The organism is Pararhizobium sp. PWRC1-1 (assembly GCF_049897905.1).
Classification (GTDB): domain Bacteria; phylum Pseudomonadota; class Alphaproteobacteria; order Rhizobiales; family Rhizobiaceae; genus Pararhizobium.
The window spans coordinates 59,872-80,321 of sequence record NZ_JAFCXE010000026.1; the positions used below are offsets into that span (position 1 = coordinate 59,872).

General features: G+C 59.2%; 19 protein-coding genes. 15 read left to right on the forward strand and 4 right to left on the reverse strand.

Features of this window, described 5'->3' with window-relative positions; translation table 11 throughout:
• The first annotated feature begins 60 nt into the window (after window positions 1–60).
• Window positions 61–489, forward strand: a complete 429-nt coding sequence (locus ACP7E0_RS29165) for a L,D-transpeptidase (protein WP_426130161.1) — start codon at window positions 61–63, stop codon at window positions 487–489.
• A 59-nt stretch (window positions 490–548) separates the two neighbouring features.
• Here the strand turns inward: ACP7E0_RS29165 and ACP7E0_RS29170 are convergent, their stop codons facing one another.
• Entirely contained in the window at window positions 549–1,574 is a 1,026-nt protein-coding gene (locus tag ACP7E0_RS29170; protein WP_426130163.1) for a zinc-dependent alcohol dehydrogenase family protein, read from the reverse strand.
• 115 nt (window positions 1,575–1,689) lie between these two features.
• Here ACP7E0_RS29170 and ACP7E0_RS29175 point away from each other — a divergent pair, with 115 nt between their 5' ends.
• The 8 genes from ACP7E0_RS29175 (at window position 1,690) to ACP7E0_RS29210 (ending at window position 9,368) form a co-directional block, all read left to right on the forward strand.
• Complete coding sequence (locus tag ACP7E0_RS29175; RefSeq protein ID WP_426130165.1) at window positions 1,690–2,595, forward strand: LysR substrate-binding domain-containing protein; 906 nt, start codon at window positions 1,690–1,692, stop codon at window positions 2,593–2,595.
• 131 nt (window positions 2,596–2,726) lie between these two features.
• Window positions 2,727–3,011 carry an acyl carrier protein gene (locus tag ACP7E0_RS29180; RefSeq protein ID WP_112834592.1) on the forward strand — a complete coding sequence of 95 codons (285 nt, stop codon included), beginning with the start codon at window positions 2,727–2,729 and terminating at the stop codon, window positions 3,009–3,011.
• A 223-nt stretch (window positions 3,012–3,234) separates the two neighbouring features.
• Window positions 3,235–3,720, forward strand: a complete 486-nt coding sequence (locus ACP7E0_RS29185; RefSeq protein WP_426130209.1) for a 3-hydroxyacyl-ACP dehydratase FabZ family protein — start codon at window positions 3,235–3,237, stop codon at window positions 3,718–3,720.
• Window positions 3,721–3,722: 2 nt separating this feature from the next.
• Window positions 3,723–4,928 (forward strand): beta-ketoacyl-ACP synthase, encoded by a 1,206-nt coding sequence (locus ACP7E0_RS29190; RefSeq protein WP_426130167.1) that lies wholly within the window; start codon window positions 3,723–3,725, stop codon window positions 4,926–4,928.
• A 12-nt stretch (window positions 4,929–4,940) separates the two neighbouring features.
• Entirely contained in the window at window positions 4,941–6,224 is a 1,284-nt protein-coding gene (locus ACP7E0_RS29195) for a beta-ketoacyl-ACP synthase (RefSeq protein WP_426130168.1), read from the forward strand.
• 54 nt (window positions 6,225–6,278) lie between these two features.
• On the forward strand, window positions 6,279–7,307 hold the full coding sequence (locus ACP7E0_RS29200) for a zinc-binding dehydrogenase (protein ID WP_113247793.1): 1,029 nt from the start codon (window positions 6,279–6,281) through the stop codon (window positions 7,305–7,307).
• A gap of 11 nt (window positions 7,308–7,318) precedes the next feature.
• A complete protein-coding gene (locus ACP7E0_RS29205; protein ID WP_426130210.1) occupies window positions 7,319–8,251 on the forward strand; it encodes a lipid A biosynthesis lauroyl acyltransferase in 933 nt (310 codons plus the stop codon).
• 403 nt (window positions 8,252–8,654) lie between these two features.
• On the forward strand, window positions 8,655–9,368 hold the full coding sequence (locus ACP7E0_RS29210) for a PAS domain-containing protein (RefSeq protein ID WP_426130170.1): 714 nt from the start codon (window positions 8,655–8,657) through the stop codon (window positions 9,366–9,368).
• Window positions 9,369–9,414: 46 nt separating this feature from the next.
• Here the strand turns inward: ACP7E0_RS29210 and ACP7E0_RS29215 are convergent, their stop codons facing one another.
• The gene (locus tag ACP7E0_RS29215) at window positions 9,415–9,765 is read right to left on the reverse strand and encodes a VOC family protein (RefSeq protein WP_426130172.1); all 351 of its coding nucleotides are present in this window, start codon (window positions 9,763–9,765) and stop codon (window positions 9,415–9,417) included.
• 11 nt (window positions 9,766–9,776) lie between these two features.
• Window positions 9,777–10,175, reverse strand: a complete 399-nt coding sequence (locus ACP7E0_RS29220) for an SRPBCC family protein (protein ID WP_426130174.1) — start codon at window positions 10,173–10,175, stop codon at window positions 9,777–9,779.
• Window positions 10,176–10,549: 374 nt separating this feature from the next.
• Here ACP7E0_RS29220 and gndA point away from each other — a divergent pair, with 374 nt between their 5' ends.
• Window positions 10,550–11,980 (forward strand): NADP-dependent phosphogluconate dehydrogenase, encoded by a 1,431-nt coding sequence (gene gndA / locus ACP7E0_RS29225; protein ID WP_426130176.1) that lies wholly within the window; start codon window positions 10,550–10,552, stop codon window positions 11,978–11,980.
• Window positions 11,981–12,056: 76 nt separating this feature from the next.
• On the opposite strand, the gene ACP7E0_RS29230 is transcribed toward gndA, so the two are convergent.
• On the reverse strand, window positions 12,057–13,085 hold the full coding sequence (locus tag ACP7E0_RS29230) for a LacI family transcriptional regulator (RefSeq protein WP_426130178.1): 1,029 nt from the start codon (window positions 13,083–13,085) through the stop codon (window positions 12,057–12,059).
• Window positions 13,086–13,578: 493 nt separating this feature from the next.
• Between ACP7E0_RS29230 and ACP7E0_RS29235 the strand changes: the two genes are divergently transcribed.
• From ACP7E0_RS29235 to ACP7E0_RS29255, 5 genes are all read left to right on the forward strand, one after another.
• On the forward strand, window positions 13,579–14,814 hold the full coding sequence (locus ACP7E0_RS29235) for an ABC transporter substrate-binding protein (protein WP_426130180.1): 1,236 nt from the start codon (window positions 13,579–13,581) through the stop codon (window positions 14,812–14,814).
• A 131-nt stretch (window positions 14,815–14,945) separates the two neighbouring features.
• Window positions 14,946–15,848, forward strand: a complete 903-nt coding sequence (locus tag ACP7E0_RS29240; protein ID WP_426130181.1) for a carbohydrate ABC transporter permease — start codon at window positions 14,946–14,948, stop codon at window positions 15,846–15,848.
• Window positions 15,841–16,782: a carbohydrate ABC transporter permease gene (locus ACP7E0_RS29245; protein ID WP_426130183.1), complete on the forward strand. Its 942-nt coding sequence runs from the start codon at window positions 15,841–15,843 to the stop codon at window positions 16,780–16,782. Before ACP7E0_RS29240 ends, ACP7E0_RS29245 begins: the two co-directional genes overlap by 8 nt.
• 10 nt (window positions 16,783–16,792) lie before the next feature.
• The gene (locus ACP7E0_RS29250) at window positions 16,793–17,872 is read left to right on the forward strand and encodes an ABC transporter ATP-binding protein (RefSeq protein ID WP_426130212.1); all 1,080 of its coding nucleotides are present in this window, start codon (window positions 16,793–16,795) and stop codon (window positions 17,870–17,872) included.
• Between the two features lie 99 nt (window positions 17,873–17,971).
• Complete coding sequence (locus ACP7E0_RS29255) at window positions 17,972–20,443, forward strand: beta-mannosidase (protein ID WP_426130185.1); 2,472 nt, start codon at window positions 17,972–17,974, stop codon at window positions 20,441–20,443.
• The last annotated feature ends 7 nt before the right edge of the window (window positions 20,444–20,450 follow it).

Below are 20,450 nucleotides of genomic sequence, written 5' to 3' on the forward strand. Positions count from 1 at the left end.
AAGTCTGTGTCGTGTCGGGACACCAGTAAAAATCTGCGTATATTTCGGAGAGGGTTTTTCATGCGTAAATTCTTCGTGGCCTTTTTGGCATTTTTATTGATGCAATTTCATTCGCCTTCAGCTTTCGCTGCCAATCTTATTGCAAGGGTCAGCCTTTCTTCTCAAACCATGACTGTGTCGCAGAATGGTTTCGTCCGCTATCGCTGGAAGGTTTCCACCGCGCGCAAGGGTTATGTCACGCCGCAGGGAAGCTGGAGCGCCAAGTGGCTGTCGAGAGATCATCGCTCGCGCAAATATGACAATGCGCCGATGCCTTACGCAGTGTTCTTCAACGGTGGTTACGCCGTTCACGCCACCTTCGACCTCAAGCGCCTCGGCCGTCCGGCCTCGCATGGCTGCATCCGCCTGCATCCGGAAAATGCCGCCGAGTTTTTCGCGCTGGCCAGCCAGTACGGTCTGAAGAACACTCAGATCGTCGTCAGCCGTTAATCGGATGCGGCAATGACTTGAGGCCGGCAGGGGGCTGGTCTCAAGTCATTTTGATAGTTTCAGTTGAGATTGATGACGACTTTGCCGAAAGCGCCGCGATCGAGATGGTCGAGGGCCGGGTGCAGGTCTTCCAGCGGATAGCGGGCATCGATGACCGGTTTGATCCCGGTCGAATCGATGGCGCAAACGAAATCCTCCAGCGATCGCCTGTGGCCGACGCTGATCCCTTGGATGACCGGCGATTTCAACAACAGTGGCCCTGCAGGCCCGGCGACCTCGAAACCTTCGAAAACACCGATGACCGAAATCCGTCCATGCACCGCCACCGCGCGGATGGACTGCCCAAGATTGGCGCCGCCGGCGATTTCCAGAATGTGATGGGCGCCTTCGTCGCCGGTGATCTTGTAGACGGCCTCGACCCAGTCCTCCTTGCTGCTGTTGATGCCATGATCGGCGCCGAGCGCCTTGGCCCGGTCAAGCTTGCTGTCGCTACGGGAGGTGACAATGACATTTGCGCCATGCGCCGTGGCGATCTGAACCCCGAACAGCGCGACGCCGCCGGTGCCCTGGACGAGTACGGTCGATCCGGCCCTCAGCTTGCCGAGTTCGATCAGCGCAAACCAGGCGGTCAATCCAGCAACGGGCAGGGCGCTTGCCTCGGCATCGTCAAGGCTGTGCGGCGACGCGGCAAACCAGCCTTCCGGAAACACGACATAGTCGGCCAGAACGCCCTGATAGGCGCCGCCAAGGGTCTTGTAGGCTGGCGTGCGGGCCGTGCCATTGTCGCGACCGTCGATCCAGTCCGGCTTGAAGGTGGACATCACCCGGTCGCCGGGCTTGAAGCGGGTCACACCGGATCCGATGCTGTCGACCACGCCGGCCATGTCGGAGGCAGGAACGAACGGCGTGGGCAGTGTCAGTCCCATGCCCGTCTCAATCACCAGCTTGTCCCGATAGTTGAGCGAGGCGGCCGAGACCTTCACCCGGATTTCGCCTGGGCCTGGTTCAGGGATCGCCACGGTCTCCAGTTTCAGATTGTCGCGGCCGATGGCCGGCATCGACCAGCGCCTCATTGTTTCCGTCATGTTTGTCTCCTGGCATTTGGAATGTTCCAAGCGATGAGACAAAGCTAGCATTGCGTTTCAGTCGTCAGTGGCGATATGATTTCCACTCATTGTTTCCTTAAAGGCTACAAACCAGATGAATGATCGCATGAATGGGGTGTCGGTTTTTGTCGAAGCGGTGGAGGCCGAGAGTTTTTCCGCGGCCGCCCAGCGGCTCAACTTGTCGCGTTCGGCTGTCGGCAAGACCATTGCACGGCTGGAAGACCGGCTGGGCGCCCGACTGTTCCATCGCACCACCCGCAGCCAGACCCTGACGGAGGATGGCCAGGCTTTTTACGAGCGCTGCCTGCGGGCGTTGGAAGAGCTGAGGGCAGGTGAGGCCATGCTCGAATCAGGGCGCAAGGAGGCTGCGGGCCGGTTGCGGGTTTCGATGCCCGTCCTGTTCGGCCGCCGCTGTATTGCTCCGATCCTGCTGAAACTGGCCGGCGAACATCCGAAGCTGGAGCTTGACCTGAATTTCACCGATAGCCGGATCGATATCGTCGAAGAGGGGTTCGATCTCGCCATTCGCAGTGGTCCCCTCGGTGAATGGCCGGGGCTGATGACACGCCGGCTGGCGCATCAGCGCATGACGGTCTGTGCCTCTCCGGATTATCTGAGCATTCATGGTACGCCGACGACCACAGACGAGTTGCGGGATCATCATGCGATCCTCTATGCCCGCTCTGGCCGTATCCGTTCATGGCTTTTTCCGGTCGAGGGTGGGCCGGACGCCGAAATCCTGCCGCCTTCGCGCATGCATTTCGATGATCTGGAGATGATCGCCGATGCCGGGGTTTCGGGGCTTGGACTTGTCTGGCTGCCCTGCTGGCTTGTCCAGGACAAGCTGCGCGATGGCCGCCTTGTCCGGCTGTTTGCGGATGAACGCCGCCTGTCTTTTGATTGCCACGCCGTCTGGCCGCAGACGCCGCATCTGCCGCTGCGTGTCAGGCTCGCGATCGATGCCTTGGCTGCTGATCTCCCGGCCGCAACAGGTCTTTGAGGCCGGTATTGCGGGCTTGGCTTGATGTTTGGGCAACACCGTAGTCATAAATGCAACTCTTGCGCCCAAGGCCATTGGCTTTTCAGCCGCATTTACCTATAGGTTCGCCAAAACATGTATTCTAAAGAGGTATGCGCGTGACAGCTACATTCGACAAGGTTGCCGACATCATTGCGGAAACGAGCGAAATCGACCGCGAGACGATTACGCCGGAAAGCCACACTATCGACGATCTCGGCATCGACAGCCTGGACTTCCTCGACATCGTCTTCGCGATCGACAAGGAATTCGGCATCAAGATCCCGCTGGAGCAGTGGACGCAGGAAGTCAACGAAGGCAAGGTTTCGACGGAAGAATATTTCGTCCTGAAGAATCTCTGCGCCAAGATCGACGAACTGAAGGCCGCCAAGGGCTGATGACGATATCGCGCGTTTAACACGCGGGAACACGTGCATGAGTGATATCAATGCCGCCTGTCGCGTGGACCGCGCTTGACAGGCGGCATTTGCGTTTTTACTTGACGGTCGCATGATCGCGACGCCGGACCGGTTCGGGCGGGGTCATGCGGATTTGAAATTCGGAGTGTTCCGGCGCTGTTTCCAAAGCGCCGCGCTCTGGGCCAAGCTGGATTTGCTCCTGATGCTCCTTGAATATTTTCAGATGATCGATCGGGTCGAAACGGTCGATCTCAACGCCAAGACGCTGACGGCGCGCTCTGTGGTTCCGGCCAAAAGCCCCGTCTTCGAAGGCCATTTCCCCGGTTACCCGTTGGTTCCGGGTGTCCTCTTGATCGAGACGATGGCGCAGGCCTGCGGTTTTCTCGTGCTGGCTGCCACCGATTTCGCCGCCATGCCGTTCCTGATGTCGGTCGATAGCGCCAAGATGCGCACCTTCGTCGAGCCGGAGGCCGTCCTCGACATCGAGGCATTTCTTGAACACGACGGTTCCGGCTTTGCCGTCGTCAAGGCAAAGATCACCTCGCAGGGCAAGAGGGTCTGCGATGCACAGCTGAAACTGCGCACCATGCCGTTCGATCAGGTGCCGCTCGGCCCGATCGTCAAGAAGCGTGCCGAAGAAGTTGGGCTGATGGCTGCAATCGCCGCCTCGGCCGCGACGGGGGAATGACGATGAGCAAATCCGCCAATGATGTTGTAATCACCGGTGTCGGCATCGTCACCAGCCAGGGTGTCGGCACCGAGGTGCACACCGCACTTCTGATGGCTCCAGAGCCGCCGGTCGTGCGTGTCGAGACCGAGCGTTTCGCGCCTTATCCGGTGCATCCGCTGCCGGAGATCGACTGGTCGCAGCAGATCCCCAAGCGTGGCGACCAGCGGCAGATGGAAAACTGGCAGCGCCTCGGCGTCTTTAGTGCCGGGCTGGCGCTTGACGATGCAGGTTTCAAGGACGATCTGGACGCCTGCGGCAGCATGGACATGATCGTGGCGGCCGGTGGCGGTGAGCGCGACATCAATGTCGATTCGCTGATTGTCGATGAAGCGCTGAAGCGCAACGACCGCGAACAGCTGCTCAACGAAAAGCTGACGACCGAATTGCGTCCGACGCTGTTTCTCGCCCAACTGTCAAACCTGATGGCCGGCAACATTTCCATTGTCCACAAGATCACCGGCTCCTCGCGCACCTTCATGGGCGAAGAGGGCGCCGGTATTTCTGCGATCGAAACTGCCTTTGCCCGTATCAAGGCCGGGCAATCGACCCATACGCTGGTCGGCGGCGCGTTTTCGGCCGAACGGCAGGACATGATTCTGCTGATCGAGGCTGTTCAGGGCCATGCGCTCGGCGATCACCACCCGATCTGGTCGCGCAAGCCTGAAAACGGTGGCGGCATGATCACCGGTTCGGTCGGCGCGTTCCTGATGCTCGAATCGCGTGAACATGCTGAGGCGCGCGGCGCCCGCATCTATGCAACGATCGATGCCGTCGGCGGAGATCGCGGCAGCCGCGAGGGGGATCGCTTCGAGCAGCGTTTGCAATATCTCTCTCAGCCTGCCGCCGATGCTGATCCGTCCACGACGGTCGTTTTCTCCGGCACCACGGGGTTTCCGGACCTTGCCGCACGCGAAAAGGCGTTTCTCGACGCGCAGTTCCCGAAGGCTGCCGTGCGTGCCTATGGCGGTCTTGTCGGTCACACGCTGGAAGCCCAGTTTCCGCTGGGATTGGCCTTTGCGGCTCTGTCGCTTGGCGCGGGCGCCAAGGTGCCGCCATTCGATCCGGCGGGTGAGGCACCCATGCAAAAGCCTGCAAAGACGGCCATCGTCACGACGATCGGTCATGCACGCGGCGAAGGCATTGCCGTGCTTTCGGCAGAAGAATAAGGAGCGGCAGATATGACCAGCGCTTACAAGGATCATCTCGGCCGCCCGTTGATCGCCGTCACCGGCATGGGCGTCATCACCTCGCTCGGCCAGGGCGTCGAGGACAACTGGAAGGCACTGACCTCGGGCGTCTCCGGTATCCACAAGATTACCCGGTTCCCGACCGATGGCCTCTCAACCCGAATCAGCGGAACAGTCGATTTCATTGATATTCCAGCCGAAAACTCCGTCGAGCGTTCTTACGCCTTTGCGCGTGAAACGACGGCGGAAGCGCTTGCGCAGGCCGGCCTGTCCGGCGATTTCAACGGCCCGCTGTTTCTTGCGGCACCGCCGATCGAGCCGGAATGGAGCGCCCGCTTCGAGCTCGCCGATCGTTCGCCGCCATCACAGAAGCCAGGCGACGCCTATGACCGCTTTCTCGCCGCCATGCGCGATCGTGCCGATCCTGTTTTCCATGAGGCGGCATTGTTCGGGGCTATTTCCGAGCGCTTGTCCGACCAGTTCGGTACCCGCGGACTACCGGTGACGCTGTCGACGGCCTGCGCTTCAGGCGCAACGGCTATCCAGCTCGGTGTTGAAGCAATCCGCCAGGGCCGCACCGACCGGGCGCTCACCGTTGCCACTGATGGTTCGGTCAGTGCCGAAGCACTGATCCGGTTCGCACTTCTGTCGGCTCTCTCCACTCAGAACGATCCGGCGGAGCGGGCCTCAAAACCCTTCTCCAAAGATCGCGACGGTTTCGTCATTGCCGAAGGTGCTGCAACGCTGGTGCTGGAATCGCTGGAAGCAGCGGTCGCGCGCGGCGCAAAAATCTACGGCATCCTGAAAGGCTGCGGCGAAAAGGCCGATTCGTTCCACCGCACGCGCTCTTCGCCAGATGGCGGCCCGGCGATTGCGACGATCCGCGCAGCGCTTGCCGATGCTGGTCTGAGCGAAGGCGATATCGGCTATATCAACGCCCATGGTACATCGACGCCTGAAAACGACAAGATGGAATATGGCGCGATGTTGTCGGTGTTCGGCGAAGCACTGCCGTCCATTCCGGTGTCGTCGAACAAGTCGATGATCGGCCACACATTGACGGCTGCCGGTGCGGTCGAGGCGGTGTTCTCGCTGCAGACGATCCTGACAGGCACGGTGCCGCCGACGATCAACTATCAGAACCCCGATCCATCTATCATTCTCGATGTCGTGCCGAATGTGAAGCGGGATGCGCAGGTCACTGCCGTCCTGTCTAACTCCTTCGGCTTCGGCGGTCAGAACGCCAGCCTTGTCATGGCTGCCGAACCGGCCTAATCGGACATCATATTTTTTCGAGGCAAATACGCCTCGGGCTTAAGGACTTATATCATGCGCGCTTTGCAACTGGTCGATGACCGCAAGCTGGAAATCACCGACCTTCCCGAGCCGGAAGCGCCCGGTCCCGGTGAAGTCACCCTTCGCGTCAAGGCGGTCGCGCTCAACCATATCGACGTCTGGGGCTGGCGGGGCATGGCCTTTGCCAAGCGCAAGATGCCGCTGGTGATCGGTGCTGAAGCATCCGGCGTGGTCGATCAGATCGGCCCGGGTGTATCCAATGTTCTGCCGGGACAGCTTGTCTCGATCTATGGTGCCCGCACCTGCGGTCTTTGCCGTCCGTGCCGCGAAGGCCGCGATAATCTCTGCGAACATGTCGGCGGTGTGCATGGCTTCCATCTCGATGGCTTTGCGCAGGAGAAGGTCAATCTTCCGGCGCGCCTGCTCGTTCCGGCTCCTCCGGGCGTCGATGCGGTGGCTGCGGCCGTCGCACCTGTCACCTTCGGCACCGTCGAGCACATGCTGTTTGACAATGCCAAGCTTGAGCCCGGTGAAACCATCCTGATCCATGCCGGTGGTTCCGGTATCGGCTCGGCGGCGATCCAGCTTGCCAAGAAGATCGGCTGCACCGTCATCACTACCGTCGGCTCCGACGACAAGATCGAGAAGGCCAAGGCGCTCGGCGCCGATCACGTCATCAATTACCGCAAGGACCGTTTTGAGGGCGTCACCCGCAAACTGACCAAGAAGAAGGGCGTAGATGTCGTCTTCGAACATGTCGGTAAGGATACCTTCGCAGCCTCGATGTTCGTCCTTAAGCGCGGCGGCCGTCTGGTCACCTGCGGCTCGACCTCCGGCGTTTCGACGGAAATGAACCTGATGATGCTGTTCCAGCAGCAACTGAAGCTGTTCGGCTCCTTCGGTTGCCGGATGGAGAACATGGCCAACGCCATGCAGAAGATGGCGCGCGGGCTCGTTCACCCGGTGATCGACACCGAGGTTGGTTTCTCCGAGATCGACAAGGCGCTGGAGCGCATGGAAACACGCCAGGTCTTCGGCAAAATCATTCTGCGGATGGACTGAACACCGTGCGCATGCTGATTACACGGTTGGTTCTATCCGCGGAGCGGTTTCGTCAGTGGTCGATTGCCCAGTTCGTCTTTCTGTTGCTGGGCACACTCAAGCTGTTTCCAGCCAGAGGTGCCATCGAGTTTTCCGCGCGCTTCACGCGCTGGCTCGGGCCGAAGCTGAAGCATCGTCATACGCTGACGATGACCAATCTTCGCAACGCCTTTCCCGAAAAGAGCGAGGCGGAGATCGAGGCGATCGCGCTGGAAAGCTGGAGCAGCATTGGCCGGCTCGCCGCCGAATATGTGTTCCTGGACGAGCTTTTCGATTTCGATCCGGAAAACCCGAAACCCGGCCGTATCGAGGTTTCCGGTATCCCGCTGTTCCTGGAACTGCGCGACAATCCGCGTCCGTTTATCGTCTTCACCGCCCATACTGGCAATTTCGAGCTCCTTCCGGTTGCAAGTGCCGCGTTCGGGTTGGATGTGACGGTGCTGTTCCGGCCGCCGAACAATCCCTATGTCGCTGACAAAGTTTTCGATTTCCGCAAGCAGCGCATGGGCAACCTGGTCCCCTCGCATGCCGGCTCGTCGTTTACACTGGCGCGCAAGCTTGAGGCCGGAGGTGCTGTCGGTGTTCTGGTCGATCAGAAATTCCGCAAAGGCCTTACGACGACGTTTTTCGGCCGCGACGTGAAGACCAATCCGCTGCTGGCCAAGCTGGTGCGGCAATTCAATTGCGAAGTCTATCCGGCCCGCTCGATACGCCTGCCGGACGGACGCTTTCGCCTTGAGCTGGAGCCGGCGATTGAAATCCCGCGCAAGGCCGACGGTGGTGTTGATGTCAATGCGACGGCGCAGTTGCTGAACGACAAGGTCGAAAGCTGGGTGCGCGAATATCCGGGGCAGTGGCTCTGGTATCACGACCGGTGGCACATCAAAAAACATTTGAAAGACTGAGCATATTCTTCGTCTTCCGGAGGTCTCGGCAGGCGATCAACCCGTCTTCATGACAGGCAGAGATGGATGAGTGAGTCCTCACTTTTTGTGCATGTGACTGGTAATTTTTCCGATTTGCGGGTGTCCGCGTGCCGCAAATGCTGCTGAGATTGCGGAAGGCAGCGCGGCATTACGGTGCATTCCATATTGAATGCCTAAAATAAGTTCACCGGAAACGTTTCAGGTGATTTTTCAGGTGTTGAACACTACCTTTTTGGGTGTAGACTTCTGTTATTACTGTTTGGCGATTGCAAGCGCTTCGGGTCTTTTGAATGGCGCTTTTCAATCGATTTGATTATTGATTGCGTTCAATTTTCCCGGGCTTTTTCAGGCTCTGTCGGAAAATTGGGGAGCGGGGTGGAAATTGAAGGCACTGATCGAGCTCTTCTGGTTCAAATATTCTCAGCTGCAATATGCGGTCAAATCCGGTGATGATCTGCTGATCAGCATTCTCGATCGCGAGATCGATCCGGTTCTGACCGCGATCTATGAGGAGAAGGCCGAGACCGTCATTGACGCTCGCCTGCAGTTTCAGTTCGTCCTTGATCTGCTGCGCAAGGAAGCCGACGACGTTTCCAGCGTTCTGCGCCAGCGCGTTGTCTTGCAGACGCTGGCCGACCGTTATTTTTTCGCTGGTAGCAACGAGATCGCCGAAAAACCGTGGATGTCGCCGCCGCCCTCGGTCGCGGCGCGCAGGGGCCGGGCCGACGAGGGGTTTCTCAATGAAGCGATCCTCGACTGCCTGCCGGACCGCGTTGCGGTCATCACGCCGGATTACCGCTATCTCTATACAAACCCCGTCAACGCGGCCCGGTTGGAAGAGCGTCCGATGGATCTCGTCGGCCGCCATATTGTCGAGTTTGTCGGCATCCAGCGGTTCGAGCAGCGGGTCAAGCCCAATCTCGATAAGTGTTTTTCCGGTGAATTGGTCGATTATACCTTCGCCAAGGATGTCGGAAATCGCACAGTGGTGGTCCGTTGCCGGATGACGCCGTGCATGTCCGGCACCGGCAAGGTCATCGGTGCCATTCTTGTGCTGCAGGAAATTGCCGACCGCCGCCGCTCGATCGCGGCCTGAGTGTGAAAGGCGAGGGCTGTTGCCCTCGCGCTCTGCTCGTTGACTGTTACTTGTCTGACCAAACAGCCAGTTCGTATCCGTCCGGATCCTGGAAATGGAAGCGTCTTCCGCCCGGGAAGGAAAAGGTCTCGACGACAATGTGGGCGCCTTGCTTTTCCAACCGCGCCTGTGTTTCTGCAAGGTCATCGGCATAGAGGATGATCAGCGGGCCACCGGGTTTTGGTGTTCCTGTGGTCAAGCCGCCGGTCAGCCGGCCGTCGGTGAATTCGCAATATTGCGGGCCGTAATCCGTGAACGTCCAGCCGAATGCGGTGCCGTAAAAAGCCTTTGAGCGCGCAATGTCGGTCACGGCGAACTCGATATTGTCGATCTGGCGGTCTGTGCCCTTCTGTCCCATGGTGGTCTCCTTTATACTTCCATCTGTTCTTTCAATGCGTTGAGGTCTTTCTGGACCCAATCGGCATCGCTGTCGAACTGTTCCTTGCTCATGCCGGGCTGCCTGAGTAGCGTGAACATCACTTCGGCTCCGCTGCCGTTCGGCACGACACGCAGAGCGTTGTGGACTGCAAGTCCCGTTTCCAGTGTGACGAGGTGGTCGAGCACGCCAAAATCATTCAGAGGAGTGAAGCTGATGCGGGCATTGCCGAGCGCGCCGTGTGCCACCCAATCCTCGCCGTCCGGCTCCAGCCCTGCGGCAAGGCCGGATGCCCAGAGTGGCATATTGTCTGGCCTAGCTGCGAACGTGTAGACGTCGCGCCAATTCCTTTCGATCGTGATGTGGATGATTTTTGCTTCCATCGCAGCCACGCTGTTCCCTCCGTTCAAACCATTGCCGAATATGCCGCCGCCATGGAGCAGAAAATTGAACAAAACGGACAATCAGGCCGTGGCCTGCTGCCTAGTCTTCAAGGGAGGCAATCCTTGAATTTACCGTTATCCGCGCGGTTTTCCCTGCGCGACACTCAGGGGTTCAAAGCCTACCCCATCGCCCCGGAAAAGTATCACTTTTGACAACAATCACTTGTCGTTAATCGATTTGAATGCCAAAACTCCCTCAGCATCCGCAGAGCGTGTTCAGGCATTCGTAGCCGAACAAAATCACCCTGCAAGTTCAATCTGGTGGAGCCGTGCGCACGCCCAGCCGGGCATTGGCAGCTTCACTGTCCAACGGAGGCACATACGTGGCACAGGCAGAAATCGGCCTTATCGGTCTTGGCGTTATGGGATCGAATCTGGCGCTCAACATTGCCGAGAAGGGCAATAAGATCGCAGTCTTCAACCGCACCGTGGAGGCGACGCGGAGGTTCTATGCCGAAGCAGGCAGCTTGCAGAGCCAGATCGTGCCGTGCGAGACCATCGAGGAATTCGTCGCTGCGATCCGCCCGCCACGACCGATCATCATCATGATCAAGGCCGGTGAACCGGTCGATCAGCAGATGGAACTGCTCAAGCCTTATCTTGAGAACAACGACATCATGATCGATGCCGGCAACGCCAATTTCCGCGACACCATGCGCCGCTTCGACAATCTCAAGGACAGCGGCCTGACCTTTATCGGCATGGGCGTGTCCGGTGGTGAGGAGGGCGCGCGTCACGGCCCGTCCATAATGGTCGGCGGCAAGGAAGAGTCCTGGAAGCGCGTCGAAAAAGTGCTGACCTCGATCGCTGCGAAATACAACGATGATCCGTGCGTTGCCTGGCTCGGCGAAAACGGTGCCGGTCATTTCGTCAAGACCATTCACAACGGCATCGAGTATGCCGATATGCAGATGATCGCCGAAATCTACGGCATCCTGCGCGACGGCCTGAAGATGAGCGCCACCGAAATCGGCGAGGTTTTTGGCGAATGGAACAAGGGCCGCTTGAATTCCTACCTGATCGAAATCACCGAGACGGTTCTGAAGGCGGCCGACCCGATCACCGGCAAGCCGATCGTCGATCTCATCCTCGACAAGGCCGGCCAGAAGGGCACCGGCAAATGGTCGGTGATCGAGGCCCAGAACATGGGTATTCCGGCAACCGCCATCGAAGCCGCCGTTGCTGCCCGCAGCATCTCGTCGGTCAAGGGCGAGCGCGAGGCCGCTGAAAAGGTGCTTGGCCTGCCGAATGTCGGCGAGTTCAGGATTGCCGACAAGGGTGCGTTCCTCAAGGATCTGGAAAGCGCGCTTTTGGCCGCCAAGATCGGCGCCTATGCGCAAGGCTTTGCGGTGATGGCGGAAGCCTCGCGCGAGTTCAACTGGAACCTGCCGATGCCGACGATCGCCAAGATCTGGCGTGCCGGCTGCATCATCCGCTCGGCCTTCCTCGACGAAATCACCACGGCCTTTACCAAGGATCCGAAGGTCGCCAACCTGATAGTTACGCCGGCCTTCTCCGGCATGGTCAAGGAAACCGACGGCGCACTTCGCCGGGTTGTTTCCGCAGCCGTGCTTGGCGGCCTTCCGGTTCCAGCCCTTGCCTCGGCGCTCGGTTATTTCGACAGCTATCGCCGCGGCCGCGGCACGGCAAACGTCATCCAGGCGCAACGCGACTTCTTCGGCGCTCACGGTTTCGACCGCATCGATGGTGCCGATTCGCATCACGGTCCGTGGGGCAGTGGTCTGAACGCCTGATCGCGTTTCAACCGTCCTGAAACAGCAAAACCCGCGCGGATCGTTCCGCGCGGGTTTTTGAATGCCGTTCCTATGGTCAGATTGCCTTGCTGAGGCTTTGCAGTTCTTCCGCAGGGGTACCTGCAATGCGGCCGATGACAGCCTTGGCAAGCTCACGGCCGGCATGACGGATGTCTTCGTTCATGGTGATTACCTCCGGCCGCAGCCAGCTCAGGAAGTCGCTCGGAACCTTCGAGACCATATCGACATCGTGTTTCAACCGCTTCCCGACTGCTTCAAGGCCAGCGATGACGGCAATCGAGCCTGCGCCGGAACCCGAGACGATGCCATCTGGCGCATCGGGCGCGCTCATCAGCGCCTCGAATGCGGCGCGGATTTCCACGAGGCTGTTATCGATATCGACGGAATTGAACGGCACGGCCTCGATGCCGAAATCGCGAACGGCCCGGTCAAAACCCTTTCGCATATGCCGATGAAACGTCAGATGCGGCGGCGGCTGCAGGAGCACGATGCGCTTGCGCCCAAGTTCGGCAAGGCGCCGGACGGCTTCGTAGGCAAAGCCTTCATTGTCGAAATCGTGATAGGGATGGGCGAGGCCCATTTCGGTGCGGCCATGGGTGGCGAACGGAAAATTCCGCTCCATCATCAGGGCAACGCGGGGATCGTTCGGTTCCGTCCGCGAGATGATCACGCCATCGGCAGCGCCTGTATCCAGCACGTAGCGCACGGGCGCCAGCGCGTCCTTGGAAAACCGGTACGGCGTAATGACGAGGTGATATCCCGTCGAGGCCAGTATCTCGGAGATGCCGACGACGATCGGGCTGGTCAAGCCCATCACTTCTTCCTCAAGCGACAGAACCAGGCTGATGACGTTGGTCTTGCCGGTACGCAGCCTGACGCCAGCGCGGTTTGGCTGATAGCCGACCTGCTTGGCGACGAGCCGCACGCGCTCCTTGGTCTCGGCGCCGATGTCCGGGGCATCCTTCAGGGCGCGCGATACCGTTGTGATGCCAAGGCCAGTCATGAAGGCAATTGTCTTCAGTGTCGGGCGCTCGTTCATTGAGGGCGGTAGCGTTGCCTGCCGGCTTTTGTTTTTCTCGTCCATTCCCGCCCATCGCCTTCCCATGTTCAGACTGTTCCGTCGCAAGGACGGCGTTTGCCTGCAGCAGCCCCAAGGGTCTTGTCTGCCTTATATCCGATTCATGACAGAGAGGCACCCACGGCCTATTCTCTTCCGATCCTTCAAAATCTGTAACGATACAGTAGCCATGTCGAGTTGTTTTTTTGCCTTCGTGACAGTTTCTCTCGGTAGGGCTGAATAATGCGTCGCACCAAGGTGGTGCTGCGTCCGCGAAGGACACGTCAGGCAGAAAATCGCTGATCTTCCAGCGAAACGCCGTAAGAAGTGCATTGACAGCGCTTTTTTTGGTCAAATTTGCGCTGCAGCAAACCTCGGTGTCCAGCACATCGCTGTGTCGACGTTCGATTCTTAAGGTTGTGAGGAGGTTTTTATCAAGAATTGTCCATTCTTGTGGTTGCGTCTCCAAAACGATTGAACTAAGTTTTTACGGTAACGTTACAGTGAGGGAGGAAAACTCATGAAACTGCGTTTGTTGGCTGCTGCATTGGCGGCGACTGTAGTGCTTCCATTGGGCATCGCTAACGCTGCCGATCTGGAAGTGACACATTGGTGGACGTCCGGGGGCGAAGCCGCCGCCGTTGCGGAACTGGCCAAGGCATTCGATGCCACTGGCAACAAGTGGGTCGATGGTGCGATCGCCGGTTCCGGCGGCACGGCGCGGCCGATCATGGTCAGCCGCATCACCGGCGGTGACCCGATGGGCGCCACCCAGTTCAATCATGGCCGTCAGGCCGAAGAGCTGGTGCAGGCCGGCCTGATGCGCGATCTGACCGATGTCGCGACAAAGGAACACTGGAAGGACATCATCAAGCCCGCGAGCCTGCTTGATAGCTGCACGATCGACGGCAAGATTTATTGCGCCCCGGTCAACATCCATTCCTGGCAGTGGCTGTGGCTTTCGAATGCCGCCTTCAAGACGGCCGGCGTCGAAGTGCCGAAGAACTGGGACGAGTTCGTCGCAGCCGCACCGGCGCTCGAAAAGGCCGGTATCGTTCCGCTTGCCGTTGGTGGACAGCCTTGGCAGTCCGCCAACGCGTTCGACGTGCTGATGGTGGCCATCGCCGGTAAGGACACCTTCAACAAGGTGTTCGGCGACAAGGACGAGGAAGTCGCCGCAGGTCCTGAAATCGCCAAGGTGTTCAAGGCTGCCGACGACGCCCGTAAAATGTCTAAGGGCAGCAATGTCCAGGATTGGAACCAGGCCACCAATCTGGTCATCACCGGCAAGGCCGGCGGCCAGATCATGGGCGACTGGGCCCAGGGCGAGTTTCAGCTTGCTGGCCAGAAGGCCGGTACCGACTATACCTGCCTGCCGGGTCTCGGCGTCAATGAAATCATCTCGACCGGTGGGGACGCTTTCTACTTCCCGCTGCTGAAGGATGAAGAAAAGTCCAAGGCTCAGGAAGTGCTCGCTTCGACGCTCATCAATCCTAAGACACAGGTCGCCTTCAATTTGAAGAAGGGCTCGCTGCCGGTGCGTGGCGACGTCGATCTGGCTGCCGCGAACGACTGCATGAAGAAGGGTCTGGAAATCCTTGCCAAGGGCAATGTGATCCAAGGCACAGACCAACTGCTGTCAGCCGACATCCAGAAGCAGAAGGAAGATCTGTTCTCCGAGTTCTTCGCCACGCCGACGATGACGCCGGAAGACGCGCAGAAGCGCTTCGCCGAAATCATCGCTTCAGCCGACTGACAAACTGCTCTGAACGGATGACCGGTTCCGCTTCTGCGGAACCGGTCTGAAGTCCCGACCGGTCTGACGCTGACGCCGGGGCTTCAACCATGTCCTCGCAAGAAAACCACGATCCAGGGGAGGGTTGACCTATGACGGGCCAAGCGAACGCCGGCCGGCCAAACCAGTTGCTGCGCAATCTGCAGTCGAAGATTGCCTCAATTCCGATGATACTCACCGCCGTCGTCATCTTTCTCGGCGGTACACTCTGGACGGTGTTTTACTCCTTCACCAATTCCAAGCTTCTTCCGCGCCTGACATTTGTCGGACTGGATCAGTACGAGCGCCTGTGGGCTGCACCCCGCTGGCTGATATCCATTCAGAATCTGGCCATCTACGGTATTTTTTCGCTGATTTTCAGCCTCGTCATCGGCTTCCTGCTGGCGGCGCTGATGGATCAGAAGATCCGCTTCGAAAATACCTTTCGCACGATCTTTCTTTATCCGTTCGCGCTCTCCTTCATCGTCACCGGCCTTGTCTGGCAGTGGATTCTCAATCCGGAGTTCGGGATTCAGTCTGTTGTCCGCTCGCTCGGCTGGAGCACGTTTGCATTCGACCCGCTCTACAATCCCAGCATCGTCATCTACGGCATCCTGATCGCAGCACTCTGGCAGGGCACTGGGCTGGTCATGTGCCTGATGCTTGCCGGCCTGCGCGGTATCGACGAGGATATCTGGAAGGCCTCGCGTGTCGACGGCATCCCGATGTGGAAGACCTATCTTTTCATCGTCATTCCGATGATGCGCGCCGTGTTCATCACCACGCTGGTGATCATCGCCAGCGGCATCGTGCGCGTCTACGATCTCGTTGTCGCGCAGACCAGCGGCGGCCCCGGTATCGCCTCGGAGGTCCCTGCAAAGTATGTCTACGACTATATGTTCCAGGCACAGAATCTCGGTCAGGGCTTTGCCGCCTCGACCATGATGCTGCTCACCGTCGCCATCATCGTCGTCCCCTGGGCCTATCTCGAATTTGGAGGACGCAAGCGTGGCTGAGGTCGTAACTCTCAACAATCCGTCCTCCAAAGCTGGCACTACAACGAAGCTTGCTGCCGGGCCGAAAGGCAAGAAACCGCGCCCGATGCTGTCGCCGCGAAACATCATGATCTACGGCGCGCTGATCTTTGCCGCCGTCTACTATCTGCTGCCACTCTACGTGATGGTTGTCACCTCGCTGAAGGGCATGCCGGAGGTGCGGCTCGGCAACATTTTCTCGCCACCGCTGGAGATTACCTTCGAGCCCTGGGTCAAGGCCTGGTCCAGCGCGTGCACGGGGCTGAATTGCGATGGCCTGTCGCGCGGCTTCTGGAATTCGGTGCGCATCACCATCCCTTCGACGCTCGTCTCCATCGCGATCGCTTCGATCAACGGCTATGCGCTGGCCAACTGGCGCTTCAAGGGTGCAGACCTGTTCTTCACCATCCTGATCGTCGGTGCCTTCATCCCCTACCAGGTGATGATCTATCCGATCGTCATCGTGCTGCGGGAAATGGGGCTTTACGGCTCGCTGACCGGCCTGATCATCGTGCATTCGATTTTCGGCATGCCGATCCTGACATTGTTGTTCCGCAACTATTTCTCCTCGCTGCCGGAGGAATTGTTCAAGGCGGCGCGTGTCGACGGTGCCGGTTTCTGGACGATCTATTTCAAGATCATGCTGCCGATGTCGCTGCCGATCTTCGTCGTTGCGATGATCCTGCAGATCACCGGCATCTGGAACGACTTCCTGTTGGGCGTCGTGTTCACCCGGCCGGAATATTATCCGATGACCGTCCAGCTCAACAATATCGTCAATTCGGTCCAGGGCGTGAAGGAATACAACGTCAACATGGCGGCAACCATCCTGACCGGTGCCGTGCCGTTGATCGTCTATTTCGTCTCCGGACGGCTTTTCGTCCGTGGCATCGCCGCCGGCGCAGTGAAAGGGTAATTGCATGACCATCAACAGCGTATCGGTCAGGGATCTGTCGTTGAGCTTTGGCGCGGTTACCGTGCTTGAGACACTCAATCTCGACGTCAAGGATGGCGAATTCCTGGTGCTTCTCGGGTCGTCCGGCTGCGGGAAATCGACCCTACTCAATTGCATCGCCGGACTTCTCGACGTGTCGGAAGGCCAGATTTTCATCAAGGACAAGAACGTCACCTGGGAAGAGCCCAAGGACCGTGGTATCGGCATGGTGTTCCAGTCCTATGCGCTCTATCCGCAGATGACGGTGGAGGGTAACCTGTCCTTCGGCCTGAAGGTTGCCAAGCTGCCGCAGGCGGAAATCGACAAGCGGGTGGCCCGTGCGTCCGAAATCCTGCAAATCCAGCCGCTGTTGAAGCGCAAGCCATCCGAGCTTTCGGGCGGGCAGCGCCAGCGCGTGGCGATCGGCAGGGCGCTGGTGCGGGATGTCGACGTCTTCCTGTTCGACGAACCTCTGTCCAACCTCGACGCCAAGCTGCGCTCCGAACTGCGCGTCGAAATCAAGCGGCTGCACCAATCTCTGAAGAACACGATGATCTACGTCACCCATGACCAGATCGAGGCGCTGACGCTGGCCGACCGGATCGCCGTCATGAAAAGCGGGGTCATCCAGCAGCTGGCCGATCCGATGACGATCTACAACATGCCGGAAAACCTGTTCGTCGCCGGCTTCATAGGCTCTCCGTCGATGAATTTTTTTCGCGGTGAGATCAAGGACAAGGGCGGCCGCAAGGTCATCGAGATCAACGGTGTCGATTTCGCCATGGATGCCTATCCGGCCCGTGGCCCGATGGAGGCCGGCCGCAAGGTCGTGCTTGGGGTCCGTCCGGAACACGTCAAGGTCGATGAGCCGGGCGAGGAAATCCATGACGCGGTTGTCGATATCGAGGAGCCTATGGGGGCGGACAATCTGCTGTGGCTGAAGCTCGCCGGACAGACCATATCGGTGCGCATTGCCGGCTCGCGGCGCTATGCGCCGGGAAGGGCACTGCAGCTCAGCTTCGACATGTCGTTGGCGTCGGTCTTCGATGCCGTGACTGAAAACAGGATCTGATCGCCCGAAACACAGTGATGGCCGCAAAAGATTGGCGGCCATCACGCCCGAACGAATTATGCCGGTCCCTTCCGGACTGGCTGTGAATGGATTGCCACAATGTCTGCTCTTGCCTTTTCAGAACCTGCCACGCTCGACCTTTCCGGCGATTGGCAGCTTGCCTCGTCCGACAACAGCCATGCGCTGACGATCGCCATTCCCGGCGATGTCCACAGCGCCCTGCAGGCGGCAGGCGTGATCGCCGATCCTTATGCCGGCCGCAATGAGGACGATGTGCAATGGGTCGCACGCAAGGACTGGGTATTTGAGCGAACCTTTGACATCGACGCGTCCGACCTTTCGGGCAGCTGGTATCTCGACATCGAGAGCCTCGACACTGTAGCCGAGGTTTATCTCAACGATGAAGCCGTGCTCCATGCTGAGAACGCCTTCCGGCGGTATCGTCCCGAGGTCGGCTCCGTGCTGAAGGCCGGGCAGAACCGTCTGCGGATCGTCATCCGCTCCTCAATCGCTGCCGGCGAAAAAGCGCAGGCTGCGCAACCTTTCTACATTCCCTATTCAACCGGCAATTCGCCGATCGCCAACGGCAACATGCTGCGCAAGCCGCAATGCCATTTCGGCTGGGACTGGAATATCGCCATCGCGCCGCTCGGCATCTACGGCGCGATCGCGCTGAAGAAGCTCGCCACCGCCCGCATCGAGCATGTGACGACGCGGCAGGTGCCGCAGGTGGGCGGTGCGATCGATCTTCAGGTCACGGTGACGCTGTTTGCCCAGGAGCCCGGCGTCGTTGGTCTCGATTTCGCGCTCGATGGGCAGCATGAGCATCTGGATTGCGGCGTCAACGCAGGCGAAACTCGGATCACCCATGTCTTTACCGTCGAGAACCCGGCGCTCTGGTGGCCGGCCGGCAGTGGCGAACAGGCATTGTCGCAGCTGACTGTGGCAGTGCCGGGCGAAACCGTCACCCGCCAGATCGGTTTTCGTACGGTCGAACTGCTGACCGACAAGGACGCGGCCGGCAGCCGTTTCGCGTTCCGTGTCAACGGCCGCGAAATCTTCTGCAGGGGTGCCAATTGGATCCCGGCCGATGCGCTGGTTTCGCGCGTCACGCCGGAAGGCGTCGAGGACCTGTTGCAGTCAGCCGTCGATGCCAACATGAACATGATCCGCATCTGGGGCGGCGGCTTTTATGAGCCGGACTGGTTCTACGATCTCTGCGACCGGCTCGGCATCATGGTCTGGCAGGATTTCATGTTCGCCTGCAATCTTTATCCCTCGACGCCGGATTTCCTCGAAAACGTCGCGGCCGAGGTCGACTATCAGGTCAAGCGCCTGTCATCGCACTCTTCGATCGTCCTCTGGTGCGGCGACAATGAATTGGTCGGGGCACTGACCTGGTTCGAGGAAAGCCGCAAGGATCGTGACCGTTACCTGGTGTCCTACGACCGACTGAACCGTGTCGTTGAGACCGGCATCAAGGCGGCGGCACCCGAGGCGATCTGGTGGCCGTCGAGCCCCTCGGTCGGTCCGCTCAATTTCGGCGATGCCTGGCATGCCGATGGTTCCGGCGACATGCACTACTGGTCGGTCTGGCACGAGAACAAGTCGTTCGACAATTACCGCACCGTTCGGCCGCGCTTCTGCTCGGAGTTCGGCTTCCAGTCTTACACATCGATGCCGATTGTGCGGCAGTTTGCCGAGCAAAAAGACCTGAACGTTGCTTCTCCGGTGATGGAAGCGCACCAGAAGAATGCCGGTGGCAACGAGCGCATCGCTGCCACGATGTTCCGCTATTTCCGTTTCCCGAAGGATTTTTCCAATTTCGTCTATCTCAGCCAGATCCAGCAGGGACTGGCGATCCGCACCGCCGTCGATTTCTGGCGGTCGCTGAAACCGCATTGCATGGGTACGCTTTACTGGCAGCTCAACGACACCTGGCCGGTCGCCTCCTGGGCAAGTCTCGATTACGGCGGTAACTGGAAGGCCATGCACTACATGACCCGCCGGTTCTTCCAGCCGGTCGCGGTCCCGGCCATTCCGTCCGATGACGGCAAGACTATCAGCTTTTCGATGGTCAACGACACGGCTGCGCCGGTCACGGTCGCGCTTCAAACTTTCCTTGTTTCGCTGTCGGGTGAAAAGCAGCCTTTGACGGCAGCCGCCGGCACCTGCAGTCCGGATCGCGCCGATACGCTGATGACCATCGGGGCATCCGATGTTCCAAAGGACGCAGTGCTGTTCTGGTCTTTTGAGGCCTCGAACGGCATGCGGGGCGAGGGGCATCATGTTCAGGGCACCTACAAGGCCTTGGACCTTGAGCCTTCGGGGCTTTCCATTTCGGCGACACTGGTCGGCGATGGTTCATACGGCGTCACGGTCTCTGCAACCGGGCTTGCCTTGCACGTGATGATCGAAGCCGATGTCGAAGGCCGCTATTCCGACAATGCCTTCGACCTGACGGCCGGTGAGAGCCGTGTCATTCGGTTCACGCCTCGGCAGCCGCTCGCAGCTGGCGTTGCACCAGTCTTTACCGGCTACGAACTGCAATCCTGCCAGGGCAATGGATAGGAGGCCA

Bases quoted from the DNA above. Each gene is read 5' to 3' on its own strand.
- ACP7E0_RS29205 (WP_426130210.1), top strand. From the start codon at position 7,319: ATGCTGATTACACGGTTGGTTCTATCCGCGGAGCGGTTTCGTCAGTGG.
- ACP7E0_RS29165 (WP_426130161.1), top strand. From the start codon at position 61: ATGCGTAAATTCTTCGTGGCCTTTTTGGCATTTTTATTGATGCAATTT.
- ACP7E0_RS29200 (WP_113247793.1), top strand. From the start codon at position 6,279: ATGCGCGCTTTGCAACTGGTCGATGACCGCAAGCTGGAAATCACCGAC.
- ACP7E0_RS29195 (WP_426130168.1), top strand. From the start codon at position 4,941: ATGACCAGCGCTTACAAGGATCATCTCGGCCGCCCGTTGATCGCCGTC.
- ACP7E0_RS29240 (WP_426130181.1), top strand. From the start codon at position 14,946: ATGACGGGCCAAGCGAACGCCGGCCGGCCAAACCAGTTGCTGCGCAAT.
- ACP7E0_RS29230 (WP_426130178.1), bottom strand. From the start codon at position 13,085: ATGGACGAGAAAAACAAAAGCCGGCAGGCAACGCTACCGCCCTCAATG.
- ACP7E0_RS29255 (WP_426130185.1), top strand. From the start codon at position 17,972: ATGTCTGCTCTTGCCTTTTCAGAACCTGCCACGCTCGACCTTTCCGGC.
- ACP7E0_RS29175 (WP_426130165.1), top strand. From the start codon at position 1,690: ATGAATGATCGCATGAATGGGGTGTCGGTTTTTGTCGAAGCGGTGGAG.
- ACP7E0_RS29185 (WP_426130209.1), top strand. From the start codon at position 3,235: ATGCTCCTTGAATATTTTCAGATGATCGATCGGGTCGAAACGGTCGAT.
- ACP7E0_RS29235 (WP_426130180.1), top strand. From the start codon at position 13,579: ATGAAACTGCGTTTGTTGGCTGCTGCATTGGCGGCGACTGTAGTGCTT.
- ACP7E0_RS29190 (WP_426130167.1), top strand. From the start codon at position 3,723: ATGAGCAAATCCGCCAATGATGTTGTAATCACCGGTGTCGGCATCGTC.
- ACP7E0_RS29215 (WP_426130172.1), bottom strand. From the start codon at position 9,765: ATGGGACAGAAGGGCACAGACCGCCAGATCGACAATATCGAGTTCGCC.
- ACP7E0_RS29180 (WP_112834592.1), top strand. From the start codon at position 2,727: ATGCGCGTGACAGCTACATTCGACAAGGTTGCCGACATCATTGCGGAA.
- ACP7E0_RS29170 (WP_426130163.1), bottom strand. From the start codon at position 1,574: ATGACGGAAACAATGAGGCGCTGGTCGATGCCGGCCATCGGCCGCGAC.